Genomic DNA, 20135 nt, shown 5'->3' with positions numbered 1-20135 from the left:
CCCGCACATGGCGTCCGAACCTCGCGCCGGTCGCAGCGCACGCGAAGTAGCCGCGGCTCCGGGGTTCGGTTTCTTCTTCGCCTGAGCGAGCCGGTGGACGCCCAACGGCGGCGGGAGCCGTCGCGGGCCGAACCCGCTCGTTCGGGCTGGGAGCGGAACGGATAACTGACTGCCACACACCCCTACGCATAATGAAACTGCCACCACAGCAGGTCGCGGTGCTCGAAGCGGCGAGCGCCGACGAACCGAGACGCATCGCCGACCTCGCGGCCGACATCGAGCGGCCGCCGGAGACGGTCACTGGCGCGGCGTTCGAACTGGAGGACGCCGGCCTCGTGGACGTTATCGAAGAAACCGAGGAGGATGTCGAACTCACCGAGGAGGGCCGCGAGTACGCCGAGGAGGGTCTGCCGGAAGTCCGGCTCTACGAGGCCGCCCTCGACGCGGGTGCCGACGACAAGCCTGTCTCGATGGGCGAGGCTATCGGCGCATCCGGACTGGAGGGTCCACAGGTCGACATCGCGCTCTCGAACTACGCTCGGAAGGGGTACGGGAGCATCGACGGCGGCGACCTCTCCGCGGACCCCGACGCCGACCCCAGCGCGGACGCGGAGGCCGCCGCACTCGAAACGCTGGCCGAGGGCGGGACTGTCGAGGACGACGACGCGCTCGACCAGTTGGCGCGCCGCGACCTCGTCGCCGTCCGCGAGCGCACCGTCCGGTCGATGCTGCTGACGGAGGCCGGCGTCACCGAACTCATGACGGGCGTCGAAGCTGCCGAGGAAGTCGGCCAACTCACCCCCGACATGCTCGCGTCCGGCGAGTGGCGCGACGCCGAGTTCGCCGCCTACAACGTCGAGGCCGACGCCGGGGAGTACACGCCCGGGAAGACCCACGTGCTCCGGCAGGCCGCCGAGCGCGTCAAGGACGTGCTCGTTGGGATGGGCTTCCAGGAGATGGAGGGGCCGCACGTCGACGCGGACTTCTATATCAACGACTGCCTGTTCATGCCCCAGGACCACCCCGCGCGCAACCACTGGGACCGGTTCGCGCTGGAGCAGCCCGAGAAAATCGACGAGTTACCGGAGGACCTCGTCGAGCGCGTCGAACGCGCCCACCGCGAGGGCGTCGGACCGGACGGCGACGGCTACCACTCGCCGTGGGACGAGGACTTCGCGCGTGCGCTCGCACTTCGCGGGCACACGACGAGTCTCACCGCCCGCTACCTCTCCGGCGTCGCCGGCGAGGATACCGGGTCGTCGAAGACGCCCCGAGCAGCCGGCGGAGCCGGCGACGTGGAAGCGCCCGCGCGGTACTTCAGTGTCGAGAAGGCCTACCGCAACGACACCCTCGACGCCACCCACCTCCTGGAGTTCTTCCAAATCGAGGGCTGGGTGATGGCCGAGGACCTCTCCGTCCGCGACCTCATGGGGACGTTCCGGGAGTTCTACAGCCAGTTCGGCATCACGGACATCGAGTTCAAGCCCACGTACAACCCCTACACGGAGCCGTCGTTCGAGCTGTTCGGTCGCCACCCCGAGACCGGGGAACTCATCGAAATCGGGAACTCCGGGATTTTCCGCCCCGAGATGCTCGAACCGCTCGGCGTCGAAGCCGACGTGATGGCGTGGGGGCTCGCACTCGAACGCCTGCTGATGTTGGTCACCGGCTTCGAGGACATCCGCGACGTCCACGGGACGCTGTGTGACCTAGACTTCCTGCGGGACGCGGAGGTGGTGTACTGATGCCCGTCGTCGACATCGACCCCGACGAACTCCGCACGCTCACCGGCCACACCGAGAAGAGCGACGACGACCTCAAAGACGACCTCTTCGGGCTCGGCATCGAGTACGAAGGCGAAACCGACGAGGGCGAGTTCAAACTCGAGTTCGAGGCCGACCGCCTCGACCGCCTCTCCGTGGAGGGCATCGCGCGCTCGCTGCGCTACCACTACGGCGACACCCGGGGCGTCTACGTCCCCGACACGAACAGCGCCGAGTGGACCATCCACGTCGAGGACGTCCCCGACGAGCGGCCCTGCGTCACGGGTGCCGTGGTTCGCGGCGTCGACCTCGACGAGGACGCCCTCGACTCGCTCATCCAACTGCAGGAGAAACTCCACGCGACGATGGGACGCAAGCGCGCGAAGGGCGCAATCGGCATCCACGACCTCGCGATGCTGAAGGGGCAGGTGGCGCGCAGCGCCACCGAACGTGCGAGCGATGTCTCCGGGAGTGAAGCGACCGGAGGCTCGGAAGAGCTTCGCTCTTCCGATGAAACCGCGAGCGAGTCCATCAGCGGCGAGGACGGCCAGGGCGAGCGCTCCATCACGTACACCGGCATCGAGCCCGACGGCGACACGTTCGTGCCGCTCGACGACGACGCCGAACGCACGCCCGCGGACGTGCTCACCGAACACCCGACCGGCGAGCAGTACGCCGACCTGCTCGAGAACTACGACCGCTACCCCGCCATCTACGACGACATCGGGATGTTCAGTTTCCCGCCGGTCATCAACGGTCGCCGCACCGAGGTCTCGACGGACTCCCGGGAACTGTTCGTCGAACTCACCGGCACCGACCAGTGGACCATCGACCGGATGTGCGCCATCATCTGTTACGCGCTCGACGCCCGTGGTGCCACCGTCGAGGACGTTACCGTCGAGTACGCCGACACCGAGCTCGTGCGCCCGGACTTCGAGGTCCAGACCAAACAGGTCCCCCACGAGCACGTCGAGACGCTACTCGGCATCGACTTCGAACCCGACGAGGTCGTCGACCTCGCCGAACGTGCGGGTCTCGATGCCGAACCGGAGGGCGGGGACGAACTCACCTACGAGGTGGAGATTCCGCCGTACCGCGTCGACGTGCTCCACCCCGTGGATGTCGTCGACGACATCGGGCGCGCGTACGGGTTCAACAACCTCGTGCCGCGCTACCCCGACGTCGGCACCATCGGCGGCCGCACGGAGACCTCGCGGCTGGAGGCTGCCGCCCGGGAGACGCTCGTCGGCCTCGGCTTCGAGGACCTCCTGAACTTCAACATGACCAACGAGGCCGACAACTTCGAGCGCATGCGCATCGCGCCGGAGGACGACGTGGTGGGTGCTGCCGAACCCGCCACCATCGACGAGCCGTACAGCGAGGACTTCACTATCCTCCGCACGTGGGCGCTGCCGTCGCTGGTCTCCGTCCTGGAGAACAACACGCACCGGTCGTATCCCCAGGACCTCGCGGAAATCGGGTTCGCTGCACACGTCGACGACGCCACGGAGACGGGTGTGGCCGAACGGCGGACGGTTGCCGCCGTGCTCGCGCGCCACGACGCCTCCTACGAGGACGCCAAGGCGCGACTCGCGGCGCTCTGCGAGGAGTTCCACGTCGACCTCGAAACGCCCGCCACCGACCACCCCTCGTTCATCGACGGCCGCGCCGCGAGCGTCGTCATCGACGGCGAGGACGTGGGCGTCATCGGGGAACTTCACCCTGCGGTCGTCGTCGACCACGACGTCGAAGTGCCGGTCGCCGGCTTCGAGTTCGCACTCGACGCGCTCCGGTAGAAACAGCGCCGCTCCCTGCCGTCGCGCCTACAGGTCCGCGCCGACCGCTTCTTCGACCGAATCGAAGCCGTCGCGGTCGAGCAGTTCGAGCACCCCTTCGTTGATGTCGCGGGCGATGCCGGGTCCGCGGTAGACGAGGCCCGTGTACAGTTGGACGATGGACGCGCCCGCACGAATCTTCTCATAGGCGTCCGCCGCCGTGAACACGCCACCCACGCCGACCACCGGGAGGTCCGTGCGCTCGGCGACGAACCGCACCTGGTCGGTCGCGCGCTCCCGAATCGGCCGCCCGGAGAGCCCGCCCGTCTCCGCGGCGTTCGGGCTCCGGAGGTCGTCCGGCCGGTCGGTCGTCGTGTTCGTCGCGACGACGCCGTCCAGCCCGAGTTCGTTCGCAAGCTCGACGGCGTCCACCACGGCGTCACGGTGGAGGTCCGGGGAGAGCTTCACGAGCAAGGGTGCCGCGCCCGCGTCCTGGAGCGTCTCCAGAATCGCCGCCAGCTGCTCGCGGTTCTGGAGCTCGCGCAGCCCCGGTGTGTTCGGGCTGGAGACGTTCACCACGAAGTAGTCGCCGTTCTCCGCCACTTGCTCGTACGTGTAGCGGTAGTCCGCGGGGGCGTCCTCCAGCGGCGTGGACTTCGACTTCCCGATGTTCACGCCCACGGGCACGTCCGGGAGGCGCTGTTCGGCGAGGCGCTCGCCCACGACGTCCGCGCCCGCGTTGTTGAACCCCATCCGGTTGACGAGCGCGTCGTCCTCCCGGAGTCGGAACATCCGGGGTTTCGGGTTGCCGGGCTGGCCCTCCGCGGTGACTGCGCCGACCTCGACGTGTCCGAACCCGAGCGCAGCCAGCGCCCGCGGTATCTCGGCGTTCTTGTCGAACCCAGCGGCCACTCCGACGGGGTTCGGGAACGACTGGTCGAACGCCTCGACGGACAGCCGGTGGTCGTCGACCGTGTAGTGGCCCGCGTACGCGCGTTCGAGACGTGTGCGCTGTGCGACTCGGAGCAGCCCCGTAATCGCCTCGTGGGCGGTCTCCGGGGGCAGCCGGAACAACAGCGGTTTGGCCAGCCGGTACATTCCGGTCAGAAGTCGTGCTCGACGTCGTCCTGGTCGGCTCTCTGGATGATGATCTTGTCCTCGCGAACCCTGACGAAGACTTCGTCGCCGATGTCGAGGCCGGCGACCGACAGTTCGTCCTCGTGGAGGTTGACGTGGGCGTTGTGGTACTCCCCGTCGTCGCCTTTCGCGCCACTCGGGCTGAGCGTCTTCTTGCGAACCATCGCGAAGTGTCTACGTTGCCTTTCGCCGCACACCGTACTTAAGTTCTTCCGACCGTCTGAGTTGACGCGCGCCGTCGCCGGCTGACAGCGAGTCCGTCCAGATGACTGTCAGCCCGAGAAGTCGGCGCTTTCCCCGAACCAGCCGACTCAATACATAAATCTACCGGCAAAATCGGCGGTATATTTATCACCCGCCCTTGTGTTCGCATAGCATGGAGCAAAACCATGGTACGTGAGGACGGCAAGCGCAACTTCGCGCTCCGAGAATCTAACGACGAGACGAGCGTCTTCAGCGGGAACACCCCACGGCAGGCCGCGCTCAAAGCGGCTCGCCGCATCGAGGACGTCGCCGACAGTGAACAGGACGCCGACCGCAAGGAGCTCCGGCTCCGCGAGAAGGGCACCGACAAAGTCCACATCTACGAAGCGTGGGCCTGGGAGGAGGAAGCCCCCGGCGACAAACCAGACTGGATGCCCGGCGAGATTACGAAGGCGAACGTCTCCAAGGAAGGCATCAAACACATCGAAGACTGACGCCGCTCGCTGTATCTTTTGCCCGCGTGTGCGACGCGTAACGGCTTAGTCGCTCCCACGACTAGGGACAGCTGCGTGGGCAGCACTCGGCCCGACCGCACGCACTCGCGCGGGACGACCGTCCGACCTCCACCCACGCGGTACTTTCACGCGTAGCCCCCGGTACGCCATCACGTGGTTTTCTGGTATGCGGTGGCGTGTCGATGTGCCTCCGGTTCGATGGGGTTTTACGTAACCCGGCACTCGGATGAGATGCGAACGACGTGAGGTGGCTCGGTGTACCCGACGCCACTGATTGACGCCTCGACGCCCCCGCGTCGAACCCCTCGCCTTCGGCGAGTCTGGTTCGACGCCCTTAAGTGATACCGGGCACTCCGGAAGAATGCGAACGACGATGAGGTCACTCGGGTTTCCCGGGTGACTGACGTATGCTTCCGACGCCCGCTTCCGGGCTTCGACCTTCGCTCTTACGAGCGTGGTTCGATGCCCTTAAGTAATAACGGGCAATACGAGGTAATGCGTCCGAAGATGAGGTTGTCCGGGCTTATCCGGCCGACTGATGCATTACCTCCGACCCGTTCCGGGCTTCGACCTTCGCTCTTACGAGCGTGGTTCGATGCCCTTAAGTAATAACGGGGCGTTGGAGGAAATGCGAACGTCGTCTCGGGCCGAGCGAAGTCCGATGGGTTTATGACCCACCGCGGACTACGTTCAGGTCCGAAGGAATGAGGATTCCACCCCTGCGGTCCGCCGTACAGATGGAATCTGATGTTAGCCTTGATGGTTTGGTGACATCCAACTGGCCACGGCGCTTTGTCGTGGCTATGAGGAACACTTTTGTGTTCCCGCCAAACCAGGACTTTTAGTTCTGGTCGCTGGGGTTTAACCCCAGCAAACATTCCGGTTGATCCTGCCGGAGGCCATTGCTATCGGAGTCCGATTTAGCCATGCTAGTTGTGCGGGTTTAGACCCGCAGCGGAAAGCTCAGTAACACGTGGCCAAACTACCCTGTGGATGGGAACAATCTCGGGAAACTGAGGCTAATTCCCAATAACGCTCCACCCCTGGAACGGGCGGAGCTGGAAACGCTACGGCGCCACAGGATGTGGCTGCGGTCGATTAGGTAGACGGTGGGGTAACGGCCCACCGTGCCAATAATCGGTACGGGTTGTGAGAGCAAGAGCCCGGAGACGGAATCTGAGACAAGATTCCGGGCCCTACGGGGCGCAGCAGGCGCGAAACCTTTACACTGTACGCAAGTGCGATAAGGGGACTCCGAGTGTGAAGGCATAGAGCCTTCACTTTTGTACACCGTAAGGTGGTGTACGAATAAGGGCTGGGCAAGACCGGTGCCAGCCGCCGCGGTAATACCGGCAGCCCGAGTGATGGCCGATATTATTGGGCCTAAAGCGTCCGTAGCTGGCCGGACAAGTCCGTTGGGAAATCTGTTCGCTTAACGAGCAGGCGTCCAGCGGAAACTGTTCGGCTTGGGACCGGAAGACCTGAGGGGTACGTCCGGGGTAGGAGTGAAATCCTGTAATCCTGGACGGACCACCGGTGGCGAAAGCGCCTCAGGAGAACGGATCCGACAGTGAGGGACGAAAGCTAGGGTCTCGAACCGGATTAGATACCCGGGTAGTCCTAGCTGTAAACGATGCCCGCTAGGTGTGGCGCAGGCTACGAGCCTGCGCTGTGCCGTAGGGAAGCCGAGAAGCGGGCCGCCTGGGAAGTACGTCTGCAAGGATGAAACTTAAAGGAATTGGCGGGGGAGCACTACAACCGGAGGAGCCTGCGGTTTAATTGGACTCAACGCCGGACATCTCACCAGCTCCGACAGTAGTAATGACGGTCAGGTTGATGACCTTACCCGATGCTACTGAGAGGAGGTGCATGGCCGCCGTCAGCTCGTACCGTGAGGCGTCCTGTTAAGTCAGGCAACGAGCGAGACCCGCACTCCTAATTGCCAGCAGTACCCTTTGGGTAGCTGGGTACATTAGGTGGACTGCCGCTGCTAAAGCGGAGGAAGGAACGGGCAACGGTAGGTCAGTATGCCCCGAATGAGCTGGGCAACACGCGGGCTACAATGGTCGAGACAATGGGATGCAACTCCGAGAGGAGGCGCTAATCTCCTAAACTCGATCGTAGTTCGGATTGAGGGCTGAAACTCGCCCTCATGAAGCTGGATTCGGTAGTAATCGCGTGTCAGAAGCGCGCGGTGAATACGTCCCTGCTCCTTGCACACACCGCCCGTCAAAGCACCCGAGTGGGGTTCGGATGAGGCCGGCATGCGCCGGTCGAATCTGGGCTCCGCAAGGGGGCTTAAGTCGTAACAAGGTAGCCGTAGGGGAATCTGCGGCTGGATCACCTCCTAACGATCGGGACCAGGGCGTTGCCCTGGCCCACCTTTCGACGACGCCGTGACCAGTTGGACACCTACAAACCATCAAGGCTAACGTAACCTCCTCCCAATCGGGAGGTGGGCCCATAGCTCAGTGGTAGAGTGCCTCCTTTGCAAGGAGGATGCCCTGGGTTCGAATCCCAGTGGGTCCATCCCGCTCGGGAGTCATCTTGAACCGTGTCCCTTAAGTGGGAGACGGAGATACGATGAGTCCCAAGCAAGACTGATGCACCACCCCGCGAAAGTGCGGGTGGGAAGGGTCTATGTACGCTCTTCGTTCACCACGAGGACGTACGATGACGACCGTGTGTAAGTGCAATCCAGGCGCTCACTGGACTCGACCACCGTGGTCGAGTACCGACTGTTGGTCACATCCGTGACTCAACAGCGCTCAACCATTACGTGTTGAGCATCGTCGACTGTTCTACAGTCGACATTCATCGTCGTTGGCTTCACCGCCAACAACCCTCGACCACTTCGTGTGGTTGAGTACCATCGTCAGCTGCTCTGCAGCTGACATCCAACGTGGCTACTGTGCCACCTGGTGGATAGCTCGGCTCGGATGCCGATGAAGGACGTGCCAAGCTGCGATAAGCCTGAGGGAGCCGCACGGAGGCGAAGAACTCAGGATCTCCTAATGGGAATCCCCACTGCAATTGCTTTGCGCAATAGGGAACGGCCGGAATTGAAACATCTCAGTACGGCCAGGAAGAGAAACCGAATGGGACGCCGTCAGTAATGGCGAATGAACGCGGCACAGTCCAAACCGAAGCCTTCTGGGCAATGTGGTGTTCGGACTGGCGTGCATCGACTGAACGTTCTCGCGAAGTCTCCTGAAACGGAGCGCGATACAGGGTGACAGCCCCGTATCGAGGACAAGTAAGTCGTGAGCCAGCTCCAGAGTAGCGGGGGTCGGAAATCCCTCGTGAAGATGGCAGGCATCGACTGCCAAGACTAAGTACTCTCCGAGACCGATAGTGAACAAGTAGTGTGAACGAACGCTGAAAAGCACCCCACAAAGGGGGGTGAAATAGGGCTTGAAATCAGGTGGCGATGGAGCGACGGGGCATAAAAGGCCTCACTGGGAACGAGTCAGGCGCGAGCCTGTAGTAGGACCTGTGAGGAGCCGATGTTCCGTCGTACGTTTTGAAAAACGAGCCAGGGAGTGTGTCTGTTTGACGAGTCTAACCGGAGTATCCGGGGAGGCGTAGGGAAACCGACATGGCCGCAGCGCTTTGCGCGAGGGCCGCCGTCTTCAAGGGCGGGGAGTCAAACGGGCACGACCCGAAACCAGATGATCTACGCGTGGGCAAGATGAAGCATGGCGAAAGCCATGTGGAGGTCTGTTAGGGTTGGTGTCTTTCAATACCCTCCCGTGACCTACGTGTAGGGGTGAAAGGCCCATCGAATCTGGCAACAGCTGGTTCCAACCGAAACATGTCGAAGCATGACCTCTGCCGAGGTAGTTCGTGGGGTAGAGCTACCGATTGGAGGGTCCAACTCCGAGAGGAGTTGGCCCTCCTGTCGAACTCCGAACCTACGAACGCCGTCGACGCAGGGAATCCGGTATGCGGGGTAAGCCTGTGTACCGTGAGGGAGACAACCCAGAGTTAGGTTAAGGTCCCAAAGTGTGAGCTAAGTGCGATTGAAGGTGGTCCCGAGCCCTAGACAGCCGGGAGGTGAGCTTAGAAGCAGCTACCCTCCAAGAAAAGCGTAACAGCTTACCGGCCGAGGTTCGGGGCGCCTAAAATGATCGGGGCTCAAGTTCACCACCGAGACCTAACGGCACGCGTTACAGCGTGATCCAGTAGGTTGGCACTCTGTTCGGGCGGAAGCTCGGGTGAGAACTCGAGTGGACCGAATGGGGAAGAAAATCCTGGCCATAGTAGCAGCGTTAGTCGGGTTAGAACCCCGACGACCGAGAAGAGCAAGGGTTCCTCGGCAATGCTTATCAGCCGAGGGTTAGCCGGTCCTAAGTCCCGTCGTAATTCGAGCGGGTCAAAAGGGAAACGAGTTAATATTCTCGTGCCATCGTGCAGTGAAAGTCGACGCCTCGGAGTAGCTCGAGCCGGGCCATCGCCCGGTCGAACCGTCCAAGTCCGTGGAAGCCGTAATGGCAGGAAGCGGACGAACGGCGGAATAGGGAAACTCGAGTCAATCTGGGGCCCGTGAAAAGACGAGCACGATGTCCGTACCAAGATCCGACACAGGTGCTCTGGCAGCGAAAGCCTAGGTCTGTCGGGAACAACCGACGTTAGGGAATTCGGCAAGTTAGTCCCGTAAGTTCGCGATAAGGGATGCCTGCCCAGTGATTGGGCAGGTCGCAGTGTCTTGGAGGCTCCGACTGTCTAATAACAACATAGGTGACCGCAAATCCGCAAGGACGCGTACGGTCACTGAATCCTGCCCAGTGCGGGTATCTGAACACCCAGTACAATGGGGCGAAGGACCCGTTAACGGCGGGGGTAACTATGACCCTCTTAAGGTAGCGTAGTACCTTGCCGCTTCAGTAGCGGCTTGCATGAATGGATCAACGAGAGCCTCACTGTCCCAACGTTGGGCCCGGTGAACTGTACGTTCCAGTGCGGAGTCTGGAGACCCCCAAGGGGAAGCGAAGACCCTATAGAGCTTTACTGCAGGCTGTCGCTGGGACACGGTCGCTGATGTGCAGGGTAGGTAGGAGACGTTACACAGGTGCGTGCGCCAGCACGTCGCCGAGTCAGCCATGAAACACTACCCGTCAGTGACTGTGACCCTAACTCCGGGAGGAGGACACCGGTAGCCGGGCAGTTTGACTGGGGCGGTACGCGCTCGAAAAGATATCGAGCGCGCCCTAAGGCTACCTCATCCGGGTCGGAGACCCGGAGAAGAGCGCAAGAGCATAAGGTAGTCTGACAGTGTCCTACACAACGAGGGACGCTGAGGCGAAAGCCTGGTCTAGCGAACCAATGAGCCTGCTTGATGCGGGCCATTGCTGACAGAAAAGCTACCTTAGGGATAACAGAGTCGTCACTCGCAAGAGCACATATCGACCGAGTGGCTTGCTACCTCGATGTCGGTTCCCTCCATCCTGCCCGTGCAGAAGCGGGCAAGGGTGAGGTTGTTCGCCTATTAAAGGAGGTCGTGAGCTGGGTTTAGACCGTCGTGAGACAGGTCGGCTGCTATCTATTGGGGGTGTTATTGGTGATTGACAGGAACGTTCATATAGTACGAGAGGAACTATGAACGGGTGCCACTGGTGTATCGGTTGTCCGAGAGGGCAAGTGCCGAGCAGCTACGCACCACGGGGTAAGAGCTGAATGCATCTAAGCTCGAAACCCACCTGGAAAAGAATCACCGTTGAGGTCTCTCGTAGAAGACGAGTTCGATAGACTCGGGGTGTACGCGTCAAGGCAACGAGACGTTCAGCCCGCGAGCACTAAACGACCGAATGCCACACACTCATGCACTCACCACATTACGTGGTCGAGTCCAGGCGTTAACTGGATTGCACTTACACACGGACGTTCGCCGATACTGGCGTCCCGGACTTCTGTCCGGGAACAACGGTTCGATTCCGTTGGTCGGTATTAAGGCGGCCATAGCGGCGGGGCAACTCCCGTACCCATCCCGAACACGGAAGATAAGCCCGCCTGCGTTCCGGTCAGTACTGGAGTGCGCGAGCCTCTGGGAAATCCGGTTTGCCGCCTGCCATTCATACTTCATCAAGCCTCGAACAGCACTGCTGCTGTTCGGGGCTTTTTGTATTTGTAGCGCGGAGTGGCGACGCTCCGTACCGCTACGTTTAAGCGAGCGAGCGCAGTACGACGAGACAGTGCCAAGGTGGCAGAGTTCGGCCTAACGCGGCGGCCTGCAGAGCCGCTCATCGCCGGTTCAAATCCGGCCCTTGGCTTTTTGGCGTGCTGGCGATCGCCGAGTCAGCAGTCGCGGGGCGTCGCCGTCGTGGGTAACGCGGCGGGAAAGTAACGATTATACGATGCCCTCTCTACGCTTCGAGTATGCAACGACGTGCTGCGGCGGTGTCCGTCGTGGTCTTCCTTCTGCTGGCGGCCGGCGCGTACACGTTCATCGGCGCCGCTCAGCAGCCCGACGTGACACTCGAGGACCCGGATTACACGGTCTCCGCTGACGAGACGTTGACGGTGGCGGGGACGTCGTACAGCTTCACGGAGGTCTCGGACGGCTCCGCGACTGCGGAGTGGACCAACGAGTCCGCGCGGTACACGGAGTCGTGGTCGGCCAACGACACCGTAGTCTACCAGGGTGACAACTACTCGGTCGTCATCCCGAACCAGACCGAGCCGACGGCGTTCGAGCTACGTGAGGTCCAGACGGTCGACCGCCCGACCGTCGAGCAGAACGGCACGACGTACGTCATCGTCGAGGAGGACGGCGAGCGGCGGCTCGTCGAGCGCGACGAGTATCTCGACGACCCGGTCGTCCACGAGTTCGCAGAGGGCGACGTAATCGAGCGCCCGAACAACGACAACGAGACGCGCGTGGCGGCAGTCACGAACTCGTCGGTGACAGTCGAGTGGTTCGCGCCGCGGACCAACGAGGTCAGCTTCGGCCAGGGCGAGAACACCACGCTCGGTGACACGGCGTACCTCGCACACTTCGAGCAGCAGGACGGCTCGACAGTCCTCCAGTTGACGACCGACTACGAGGACTACCAATCGGACGTGGACGCCCAGCAGGAGTTCCACGAGCGCACGAACGGGCTCTGGGGCATCGTCATCCTGAGCACGCTCGCGGCGGCGCTGCTCTCGATGCTGGCGTTCATGCCGTCGCGGTACTGACGCCACCTACGGCGTTCCGTCACCGTTAACGTGTTCCGCGGCGAGGCGTCGTGCATGCAACAGCTATTCGCTGACACGCTCGACGTCTACGGCGTCCTCGTTGGCGTGTTCGTCGCGCTCGTCGGCCTCGGGACGCTCGTCGGGATGCCGTGGCAGTACACCAACAGCGGCGTCGTCACCGTCCTTCAGGCGCTCGGCGCACTCGGTGCCGTCGGCCTCGGCGTCGGCCTCGCCTGGCTCGCACACACGCAGGCGTAGTAACTCATTCTCGTTCGGCCGTCGATACCGATAGTGGCAACGACAGCCACGCTCAATCGAGCCCCGGTTCCACCCGTTCTACGGTCGGGAGTCCCGGGTTCGACGCCGTTCATCGGGGCTCGACGATACACGGTGCCTCCGGACCGAACTTCCGACACGCATCGCTGCTCGCGTGCGTTCGCAGCAGAAGCGGGCCGAGAGCGTACCGCTCGCGGCACTCTAACCCGTCTACGCCGCACCGGGATTTGAACCGATACGAGACCCGCTACGCTCACGGCTTCGCCGCTCGCTTCACTCGAGACGCGTAGCGTCTCGCTACGCTCGTCTCGTAGGGTCAAACCCTTCGTACCGGTTCGCGCGTTTTCTCACTCCGTTCGAAAATCCGCTGCACGGGCCGAGAGGGATTTGAACCCTCGACCGTCTGGTTAAAAGCCAGACGCTCTGCCGGACTGAGCTATCGGCCCTCGATTCCACGTCGGGCGGCGCGACGTTAAACGTTTACCATCCAGCGAAACCCTTAGGCGGCCGTCGGCGAATCGATTCGTATGAATGGAGTGCGCGAGTTCGCGTCCGAACTCGTCTCGTTCGCGTCGACGGACGGTGGGGAGGCACCGGTGTCGGCGTGGTTCGCGGCGCGCCTGGAGGAACTCGGGTTCGAGACCCACGAGTGGGGCGTGGACGCGGCGCTGCTCGCCCAGCACCGGTCGTTCCCGGACGACCCGGACGCGATTCGGGCACCCGACCGGCGTAGCGTCGGCGGCGTCCTCGACCTCGGCGACCCCGACGCGGGCCCGACGCTCGTGTTGAACGGTCACCTCGACGTCGTGCCCGCCGACGAGGCGGTGTGGTCGTCGCAGCCGTTCGAAGCGCGGTGGCGCGGGGACGAGCTGACCGCGCGCGGCGCAGCGGACATGAAGTCCGGGCTCGCGGCGTGCGTGTTCGCGGCGCTCGCACTCGCGGAGCGCGACCTGGACGGGCGAGTCGTCGTCGAGGGCGTGGTCGGCGAGGAGGCTGGTGGCGTCGGCGCGGCGACCGCGGCGCTGGACAACCCCTACCCGTTCGACCGGGACGCCGCGATTATCGCGGAGCCCACCGCACTCACCCCCGTGATCGCCTCGGAGGGGAGCCTGATGAAGCGCCTGCGATTGACCGGGCGGTCCTCGCACGCGGCGACGCCGTGGCGTGGTGAATCCATCCTCCCGTACTTCGACAGCAGCCGGGAGGCGTTCGCGGACCTCGCCGAAGAGCGCGAGCAGGCTGTCACCCACCCGCTGTACGAGGAGTTCCCGACGAAGTGGCCGGTCGTCTGTGGCACGGTCGAAGCGGGCGAGTGGGCGTCGACGGTCCCCGCGTCGCTCACCGCGGAGTGGCGCATCGGTGTCGCACCGGGCGAGACCGTCGCCGAGGTCGAGGCGGCGTTCGACGAGCGACTCGCGGCGGTCGTCGCGGACGACGAGTGGCTCGCCGAGCATCCGCCCGAGTTCGAGCGGTTCTCCGTCCAGTTCGAGGCGTCGGAAATCTCGCCCGACGAGCCCGTGGTGCGAGCAGTCCAGTCGGGGATGCGCGCAAACGACCTCGCCGAGACCGCGCCGCGGGGCGTGACCTACGGCGCGGACGCGCGCCACTACATCGAGGCCGGGATTCCGACGGTGATGTTCGGCCCGGGGAGCATCGAGCAGGCGCACTTCCCGGACGAGACCATCGACTTTCGAGAGGTCGAGACCGCGGTGGACGTGCTCGCGGACGCTGGTGAGGCGTTCCTCGCGGAGAATTAGAGGTAGTCGCGGAGCGCGTCGGCGACGACGTCGTCGGCGTCGCGGTCCGAAACAGTCGCGTGTCGGCGGAGGTCGCGGTAGACCGGCGACGGGAGCGTGACCGTGAGCTCGCCAGGGGTGACGCCGAGTTCTTCGAGCACGTCGTCGAGGGATTCGCCGTCGTTGACCGCGCTGGCGGCCTGCCGGACGTCCCGGACGGTGAGGTCGTTGTCGACGACGGCCCACGCGAGGAGATAGCGGTCGTCGCCGCCGACGCGCGCGATGTGTTTCGCGGCGGTCGGCGGGATGTGGCCGGCGGCGACGTGCTCGCGGACCGCCCGCGGGAGGTCGTGGACGCGCGCCCACTTCCGGATGAACGAGACGCCGACGTCGCCGTCCGCGCGCTCGGCGGCGGCCTTGTAGGAGTTCTCCGCGCGGACGAGCGCGGCGCAGGCAGCGGCCCCGCGGAGCATGTAGAGGTGGCTGTCGCCGAGTTCGTTGCGCGCGAACGCGCCGACGGTGTCGGCGGCTTCGGCGACGCTGTCGGGGTCGTCGGGGTCGAACGAGACGGCTTCGCGGGCGTGCTCGCCGGTGAGGCGTTCGTCGCCACGGACGACCGGCTCGCCGACGGGTGATTCGCGGTCCGTCGGCGGGAGCCGCTCCTCGTCAGTCATGGCGTCCAGTAACGGCGTTGCGCGTAAAACACCTACTCCTCGTCGTCGCGGTTCTCCCGGCGCTCCGAGAGGTGCTCCCAGATCTCCGTGCAGCCGGCTCCGGGTTCGACGTCGGCGAGGTGGTCGTCGTCGCGGTCCTGCGTCTCCTCGCGGTCGGCGTCGTGTTCGGCGTGTTGGTTCACTCGCCGTCCACCTCCGCTGTGAACAGCTCGGGTGCGGCGTCGGCGGACGCGTGTTGGCGGTGGCCGCGCGTGCGGGTATGCATACTCCACGGTACGGCACACACACGGATAACTGTCGCTTCGCGCGCAACGCCCGCCAGCACTGGCTGGTACCAGAGAGTCTTGACGGTAGTGGGGACGACAGGCAGGCGTTGCCAGCGCCGACGGGAGGACCTGACTGGACCTCCTCGCGGGAGTATGGCGACGCGACTGCGGCTGCTCGACGACGCCGCGTGGGTGAGCGTGAACGACGAGCGCGCGGTGGGGACCAGCGAGGTGTGGCCGGTCGCGGAGAGCTTCTGTTCGTGCGCGCTCGCGTGGCTCGTCGTCGAAGCGTTTGTCGACGTGGGGGCGGACGGGCGGCGCGTGGAGGCGCGGCCGCACGGCCACTGCCTGAACTGCGGGGAATCCGGAACGACACCGTGGCTGCCGGTCGGGAAAGTGACCGACGACGGCTTCGAGCTAGTCGAAGGCGTTCGGCGATAGCGGTAAAAGTATCCGCTACCGGACGGCCGCGGGGAACCTTGACACCAAGCACGCTTTGGTAAGGGAGGACGCCGAGTATGCTTCTATATGCCCACGGACGTCGAGCGATGGAAAGACGAGGTCTACGGTAACGAGATCCGGGAGGACCTCTTCCGGTTCGCCGAGGAGGGGTGGGACGCCATCCCCGAAGAGGAGGAGGACGCGTGGTTCGAGCGCTTCAAGTGGTGGGGGCTGTACCACCAGCGGAAGGGCCAGGAGAGCTACTTCATGATGCGCATCGGGACGCCGAACGGCGTCCTCGAGCCCGGCCAGCTCCGCACGGTCGCGGAGGTCGCCGACGAGTACGCCCGCGGCCCGGTCGACAATCCGGAGTTCGGCGCGGCGTACTGCGACTGGACGACCCGCCAGTCCATCCAGCTGCACTGGATCAAGCTCGAAGACGTGACGGACGTCTTCGAGAAGCTCGAGGCGAACGACCTCACGACCCAGCAGGCGTGTGGTGACTCGTGGCGCAACATCGTCGGCTGCCCGGTCGCCGGGAAGGACACCCACGAGCACATCGACGCGTGGCCGGTCGCCGAAGAGCTCCACGAGACGTTCAAGGGCAACGACGCCTACTCGAATCTTCCGCGCAAGTGGAAGGTCTCCGTCACGGGCTGCGACCAGGGCTGCGGCCAGGGCGACATCAACGACCTCGCCTTCGAGCCCGCCGAGAAGCACGGCGAACTCGGCTTCAACGTCCGCGTCGGCGGTGGGCTCTCCCGCAAGGAGCCGCGCCTCGCTCGCGACGTCGACATCTGGGTGCCCGAGGAGAAGGCCACGGACATCGCAGCGGCCGTGACGGAGCTGTTCAACGACCACGGCGACCGCGACAACCGCTACAACGCGCGCATCAAGTTCCTCGTCGACGAGTGGGGAGCCGACAAGGTTCGGCGCGTCCTCCAGGAGGACTACACCGACTGGGACCTCGAATCCGCGGGCGACGACCTCCGCGACCAGTACACGTACAACGCGGGCGGCCACGAACACGGCGACCACGTCGGCGTCCACGAGCAGCCCGACGGCAACTACTACGTCGGCCTGAACGTGCTGGTCGGCCGGCAGGGCGTCGAGGACGTCTACGAGCTCGCCGACCTCGCCGACGAGTACGGCAGCGGCGAGGTCCGCCTGACGCAGCGCCAGAACGTCATCGTGACGGACATCCCCGAGGCGGACCTCGACGACTTCCTCGCGGCGGACCTGCTCGACGACTACTCGCCGGACCCCCACTCGTTCATGCGGGGCTCCATCGCGTGTACGGGCACCGAGTTCTGCTCGCTGTCCATCGTGGAGACGAAGAACCGCCAGGTGCGGTACGCGCGCTGGCTCAAGGAGAACGTCGACATTCCCGAGGGCGTGACGGACTTCCACATCCACCTCTCGGGCTGCACGGCGTCGTGCGCGCAGCCCCAGATTGCGGACATCAGCCTCCGCGGGATGAAGACGCGCAAGGACGGCGACCCCGTCGAAGCGCTCGACGTCGGCCTGGGCGGCGGCCTCGGCGAGAACCCCCACTTCGCGGAGTGGGTGGAGATGCGCGTGCCCGCCGACGAGGTGCCGGGGTACATCCAGAACCTGCTGGCGACCTACGAGGACGAGCGCCAGGACGACGAGACGTTCCGTGACTTCATCCAGCGCCAGGAGGAGGACGCGCTCCAGGAGCTCGCGGACCCCGAGGAGACGGACTACGACGACCCGTACATGCACAACACGAAGATGACGTGGTATCCGTACGCGGACGACGACGACATGGACGCCAGCCCCGCGCCGACCGACGGCGAGGGCGACCCTATCTCCGTGGACGACTGACGCGACCGCGCGCTTCTCCTCTCTCGGCGTTCTGCTGCCGCTGTCGAAACACCCACCCACGCGGAGCGCGTGCGCTCCCCATGGCCGACCGCATCATCAAGGTCAACGCGTACACGACGTTCACCCTCCTCGACGGCGAGGCGGAGGGCCACGGCTGGACCGAGGACGCGCTCGCCGTGCTCAACGTCACGACCGACGACGGCGACGTCCGCCTCGAACTCGAACTGGACAACACGGACACCGAGCACGTGCCGGCTCACGCCGAGCGAGCGACCCTCTCCCCGGACGAAGCCCGCGAACTCGCGGGCGAACTCGAGTCCTACGCCGACCGCGCCGAGAGCGACGAGTAACTACACCGTAATCGTGGGGCCGCGGTCGGGCGCGCTCGCGTCGAAGCCGTCCGCGCGCAGTTCGTCGGCGAACCACTCGCAGCGGTCGCCGTGGTTGACGAGTACCTCGCTGCCGCGGTAGTCGTCGAGGAACTCGCGCAGCCCCTCGCGGTCGGCGTGCGCGGAGAAGTCGTAACTGTTGACGCGCGCGGCGACCCGGAGGTGGCGGCCGTCGATTTCTGCGCTACCCGTGTCGAGGAGTTCGCGGCCGGGCGTCCCCTCGACTTGGTACCCCGTGAGCGCGAGTTCGTGCTGGGGGTTCCCCGAGATTTCGGGGACGTACGTCATCGCGGGGCCGCCCGAGAGCATCCCCGCGGTGGTGACGATGGCCGTCGGTTTGTCGGCGATGCGCTTGCGCTGGCCGTTTCGCGTGGATTTGTCGAGGAGGCGCGCGTGGCCACGCGCTGCTTGGAACGCGTCGGCGTCCCGGAGGAATTCGCTGGTCTGTTTGAACCGCTCCGTGACGGCGACGCCCATCCCGTCGACGTAACAGGGGATGTCGTGGGCGGCACACACCATGAACAGTTCCTGCGTGCGCCCGACCGCGAACGCGGGGACGACGGCGGTGCCGCCGCCGTGAATCGTCTCCGTTACGGAGGTGGCGAACGCGTCCTCGATGCTCGCGCGGTCGTCCCGCGTCACGTCCGCGTACGTGGATTCCGTAATCACGGTGTCGGCATCTGGTCGGGCGGTCGTGCCGGCGAGCAGGCGCTGGTCCTCCGTGTTGAAGTCCGCCGTGTAGAGGAGTCGCGTCTCGCCATCGTCCACCAGGACGTGCGCGCTCCCGGGGATGTGGCCGGCGTCGTAGAGCGTAATTTCGTAGCCGGCGGCCTCGAACGTCTCCCGGTAGCCGTGCGTCTCCGAGACCTCGCCGAGCGCCGCGACTTCCGCACGCGTGAACGGACAGTCGTAGCGGCCGCCGCGCTCGCCGCCGCCCTGTAGTTTGAGCGTGTCCTGCGCGAGCAGGCGCGTGAGGTCGCGCGTGGGCGGCGTCCAGTGAATCGGCGGGCGGCGCGTGCCGGCGACGAGTGCGGGGACCGCGCCAGCGTGGTCGAGGTGGCCGTGGCTGACGACGACCGCGTCCGGGTCGACGTCCTCGGGGTAGCCCGGGGGCGTCCCGGGCTTCATCCCGTAGTCGAGCAGCAGCGAGTCGTCGACGAGAATCGCGCTGCGCCCGACCTCGCGCGCGCCGCCGAGAAACCGCAAGTCCATACGCGTCGTAGGGGCGCGCGCTGTTTGGCTCCGTCGATCCGGCCAGTTTCAGCGACCCCAGAATCCGGCCGTCACAGCTGCTGTGTGGATTGTTACCAACCACATCAGGGCCGACGCCCGTAACCCCGTTCCCGAACGTGTTCGGTTGCGTTCCCGAGACCTTGTACTGTGGTTTCCGGTTTACGTGTGTGTGCCCCTGACCGACGACGTGAGGCAATCATGGACGAGCACTACTCGCGCAGACGGTTCCTCGCAAGCACTGGTGTCGTCGGTGTCGCGGCGCTCGCCGGCTGTTCCGGCGGTGGCGACAGCGGCGGTGGTGGCGGCGGTGGCGAGACGACGGCCGAGCCGACCGAGACCGAGAGCGGCGGCTCCGGCGAAGAGTGGACCCAGACGAGCACCGTCGAGATGACCGACGAACTGGTCTACGAGCCCGAACGCATCGAGGTCGAAGCGGGCACTACGGTGACCTGGGAGACGACCGGCGCGGTCGGCCACACAGTGACGGCCTACGAGGACAACATTCCGGACGGCGCGTCGTACTTCGCGTCGGGCGGGTTCAACTCCGAGCAGGCCGCCATCGACGGCTACAACAGCGGTCAGGAGGGCAACGTGCCGCAGGGCGAGACGTACGAACACACGTTCGAGACGACCGGCACCTACGAGTACTACTGCATCCCGCACGAGATGAGCGGGATGGTCGGCTACGTCCGGGTTGTCTAA

Annotated in this window: 15 protein-coding genes, 3 tRNA genes and 3 rRNA genes; 15 read left to right on the top strand and 6 right to left on the bottom strand. The window is 64.8% G+C overall.

Annotated elements, in window-relative coordinates:
• Nucleotides 1–191: 191 nt before the first annotated feature.
• Together pheS and pheT are read left to right on the top strand one after the other, a co-directional pair.
• Entirely contained in the window at nucleotides 192–1745 is a 1554-nt protein-coding gene (gene pheS, locus LT974_RS15215) for a phenylalanine--tRNA ligase subunit alpha (protein ID WP_232588461.1), read from the top strand.
• A complete protein-coding gene (pheT, locus tag LT974_RS15210; protein WP_232588460.1) occupies nucleotides 1745–3559 on the top strand; it encodes a phenylalanine--tRNA ligase subunit beta in 1815 nt (604 codons plus the stop codon). The genes pheS and pheT overlap by 1 nt, the downstream gene beginning before the upstream one ends.
• Before the next feature lie 27 nt (nucleotides 3560–3586).
• Here pheT and LT974_RS15205 read toward each other — a convergent pair whose 3' ends face one another.
• Together LT974_RS15205 and LT974_RS15200 are read right to left on the bottom strand one after the other, a co-directional pair.
• Complete coding sequence (locus LT974_RS15205; RefSeq protein WP_232588459.1) at nucleotides 3587–4636, bottom strand: quinone-dependent dihydroorotate dehydrogenase; 1050 nt, start codon at nucleotides 4634–4636, stop codon at nucleotides 3587–3589.
• Between the two features lie 5 nt (nucleotides 4637–4641).
• Nucleotides 4642–4839: an AbrB/MazE/SpoVT family DNA-binding domain-containing protein gene (locus LT974_RS15200; protein WP_058984575.1), complete on the bottom strand. Its 198-nt coding sequence runs from the start codon at nucleotides 4837–4839 to the stop codon at nucleotides 4642–4644.
• A gap of 225 nt (nucleotides 4840–5064) precedes the next feature.
• Between LT974_RS15200 and LT974_RS15195 the strand changes: the two genes are divergently transcribed.
• The 8 genes from LT974_RS15195 to LT974_RS15160 all read left to right on the top strand — a co-directional run bounded on the left by LT974_RS15195 (nucleotide 5065) and on the right by LT974_RS15160 (nucleotide 12828).
• Complete coding sequence (locus LT974_RS15195; protein WP_232588458.1) at nucleotides 5065–5373, top strand: non-histone chromosomal MC1 family protein; 309 nt, start codon at nucleotides 5065–5067, stop codon at nucleotides 5371–5373.
• A gap of 897 nt (nucleotides 5374–6270) precedes the next feature.
• Nucleotides 6271–7743, top strand: a 16S ribosomal RNA gene (locus LT974_RS15190).
• 108 nt (nucleotides 7744–7851) lie between these two features.
• Nucleotides 7852–7923 (top strand) — tRNA-Ala (locus tag LT974_RS15185).
• A gap of 368 nt (nucleotides 7924–8291) precedes the next feature.
• Nucleotides 8292–11213: ribosomal RNA gene (locus LT974_RS15180) — 23S ribosomal RNA — on the top strand.
• Between the two features lie 128 nt (nucleotides 11214–11341).
• Nucleotides 11342–11463: ribosomal RNA gene (gene rrf / locus LT974_RS15175) — 5S ribosomal RNA — on the top strand.
• The 16S, 23S and 5S rRNA genes sit together here with 2 tRNA genes alongside, the layout of an rRNA operon.
• Nucleotides 11464–11587: 124 nt before the next feature.
• Nucleotides 11588–11663: transfer RNA gene (locus LT974_RS15170), tRNA-Cys, on the top strand.
• Between the two features lie 106 nt (nucleotides 11664–11769).
• The gene (locus tag LT974_RS15165) at nucleotides 11770–12570 is read left to right on the top strand and encodes a hypothetical protein (RefSeq protein ID WP_232588457.1); all 801 of its coding nucleotides are present in this window, start codon (nucleotides 11770–11772) and stop codon (nucleotides 12568–12570) included.
• Between the two features lie 54 nt (nucleotides 12571–12624).
• Nucleotides 12625–12828, top strand: a complete 204-nt coding sequence (locus LT974_RS15160; protein ID WP_232588456.1) for a hypothetical protein — start codon at nucleotides 12625–12627, stop codon at nucleotides 12826–12828.
• 390 nt (nucleotides 12829–13218) lie between these two features.
• Here the strand turns inward: LT974_RS15160 and LT974_RS15155 are convergent.
• Nucleotides 13219–13292: transfer RNA gene (locus LT974_RS15155), tRNA-Lys, on the bottom strand.
• A gap of 81 nt (nucleotides 13293–13373) precedes the next feature.
• Between LT974_RS15155 and LT974_RS15150 the strand changes: the two genes are divergently transcribed.
• Nucleotides 13374–14603 (top strand): M20 family metallopeptidase, encoded by a 1230-nt coding sequence (locus LT974_RS15150; protein ID WP_232588455.1) that lies wholly within the window; start codon nucleotides 13374–13376, stop codon nucleotides 14601–14603.
• On the opposite strand, the gene LT974_RS15145 is transcribed toward LT974_RS15150, so the two are convergent.
• Complete coding sequence (locus LT974_RS15145; RefSeq protein WP_232588454.1) at nucleotides 14600–15256, bottom strand: DUF7119 family protein; 657 nt, start codon at nucleotides 15254–15256, stop codon at nucleotides 14600–14602. The genes LT974_RS15150 and LT974_RS15145 overlap by 4 nt on opposite strands.
• Nucleotides 15257–15288: 32 nt before the next feature.
• On the bottom strand, nucleotides 15289–15438 hold the full coding sequence (locus tag LT974_RS15140; RefSeq protein ID WP_232588453.1) for a hypothetical protein: 150 nt from the start codon (nucleotides 15436–15438) through the stop codon (nucleotides 15289–15291).
• A 237-nt stretch (nucleotides 15439–15675) separates the two neighbouring features.
• Between LT974_RS15140 and LT974_RS15135 the strand changes: the two genes are divergently transcribed.
• From LT974_RS15135 to LT974_RS15125, 3 genes are all read left to right on the top strand, one after another.
• Entirely contained in the window at nucleotides 15676–15963 is a 288-nt protein-coding gene (locus LT974_RS15135; protein ID WP_232588452.1) for a hypothetical protein, read from the top strand.
• Between the two features lie 87 nt (nucleotides 15964–16050).
• A complete protein-coding gene (locus LT974_RS15130) occupies nucleotides 16051–17811 on the top strand; it encodes a nitrite/sulfite reductase (RefSeq protein ID WP_232588451.1) in 1761 nt (586 codons plus the stop codon).
• Between the two features lie 80 nt (nucleotides 17812–17891).
• Complete coding sequence (locus LT974_RS15125; protein ID WP_232588450.1) at nucleotides 17892–18161, top strand: DUF6360 family protein; 270 nt, start codon at nucleotides 17892–17894, stop codon at nucleotides 18159–18161.
• Here LT974_RS15125 and LT974_RS15120 read toward each other — a convergent pair whose 3' ends face one another.
• Nucleotides 18162–19412: an MBL fold metallo-hydrolase gene (locus tag LT974_RS15120; RefSeq protein WP_232588449.1), complete on the bottom strand. Its 1251-nt coding sequence runs from the start codon at nucleotides 19410–19412 to the stop codon at nucleotides 18162–18164.
• A 219-nt stretch (nucleotides 19413–19631) separates the two neighbouring features.
• Between LT974_RS15120 and LT974_RS15115 the strand changes: the two genes are divergently transcribed.
• Nucleotides 19632–20135: a plastocyanin/azurin family copper-binding protein gene (locus tag LT974_RS15115; RefSeq protein WP_232588448.1), complete on the top strand. Its 504-nt coding sequence runs from the start codon at nucleotides 19632–19634 to the stop codon at nucleotides 20133–20135.

Source organism: Halobacterium noricense (genome assembly GCF_021233435.1).
Taxonomy (GTDB): domain Archaea; phylum Halobacteriota; class Halobacteria; order Halobacteriales; family Halobacteriaceae; genus Halobacterium; species Halobacterium noricense.
This window is presented reverse-complemented; position numbering and strand designations above follow the sequence as displayed.

Coding starts and splice junctions, on each gene's coding strand:
- pheS (WP_232588461.1), top strand. CDS start 192: ATGAAACTGCCACCACAGCAGGTCGCGGTGCTCGAAGCGGCGAGCGCC.
- pheT (WP_232588460.1), top strand. CDS start 1,745: ATGCCCGTCGTCGACATCGACCCCGACGAACTCCGCACGCTCACCGGC.
- LT974_RS15205 (WP_232588459.1), bottom strand. CDS start 4,636: ATGTACCGGCTGGCCAAACCGCTGTTGTTCCGGCTGCCCCCGGAGACC.
- LT974_RS15200 (WP_058984575.1), bottom strand. CDS start 4,839: ATGGTTCGCAAGAAGACGCTCAGCCCGAGTGGCGCGAAAGGCGACGAC.
- LT974_RS15195 (WP_232588458.1), top strand. CDS start 5,065: ATGGTACGTGAGGACGGCAAGCGCAACTTCGCGCTCCGAGAATCTAAC.
- LT974_RS15165 (WP_232588457.1), top strand. CDS start 11,770: ATGCAACGACGTGCTGCGGCGGTGTCCGTCGTGGTCTTCCTTCTGCTG.
- LT974_RS15160 (WP_232588456.1), top strand. CDS start 12,625: ATGCAACAGCTATTCGCTGACACGCTCGACGTCTACGGCGTCCTCGTT.
- LT974_RS15150 (WP_232588455.1), top strand. CDS start 13,374: ATGAATGGAGTGCGCGAGTTCGCGTCCGAACTCGTCTCGTTCGCGTCG.
- LT974_RS15145 (WP_232588454.1), bottom strand. CDS start 15,256: ATGACTGACGAGGAGCGGCTCCCGCCGACGGACCGCGAATCACCCGTC.
- LT974_RS15135 (WP_232588452.1), top strand. CDS start 15,676: ATGGCGACGCGACTGCGGCTGCTCGACGACGCCGCGTGGGTGAGCGTG.
- LT974_RS15130 (WP_232588451.1), top strand. CDS start 16,051: ATGCCCACGGACGTCGAGCGATGGAAAGACGAGGTCTACGGTAACGAG.
- LT974_RS15125 (WP_232588450.1), top strand. CDS start 17,892: ATGGCCGACCGCATCATCAAGGTCAACGCGTACACGACGTTCACCCTC.
- LT974_RS15120 (WP_232588449.1), bottom strand. CDS start 19,412: ATGGACTTGCGGTTTCTCGGCGGCGCGCGCGAGGTCGGGCGCAGCGCG.
- LT974_RS15115 (WP_232588448.1), top strand. CDS start 19,632: ATGGACGAGCACTACTCGCGCAGACGGTTCCTCGCAAGCACTGGTGTC.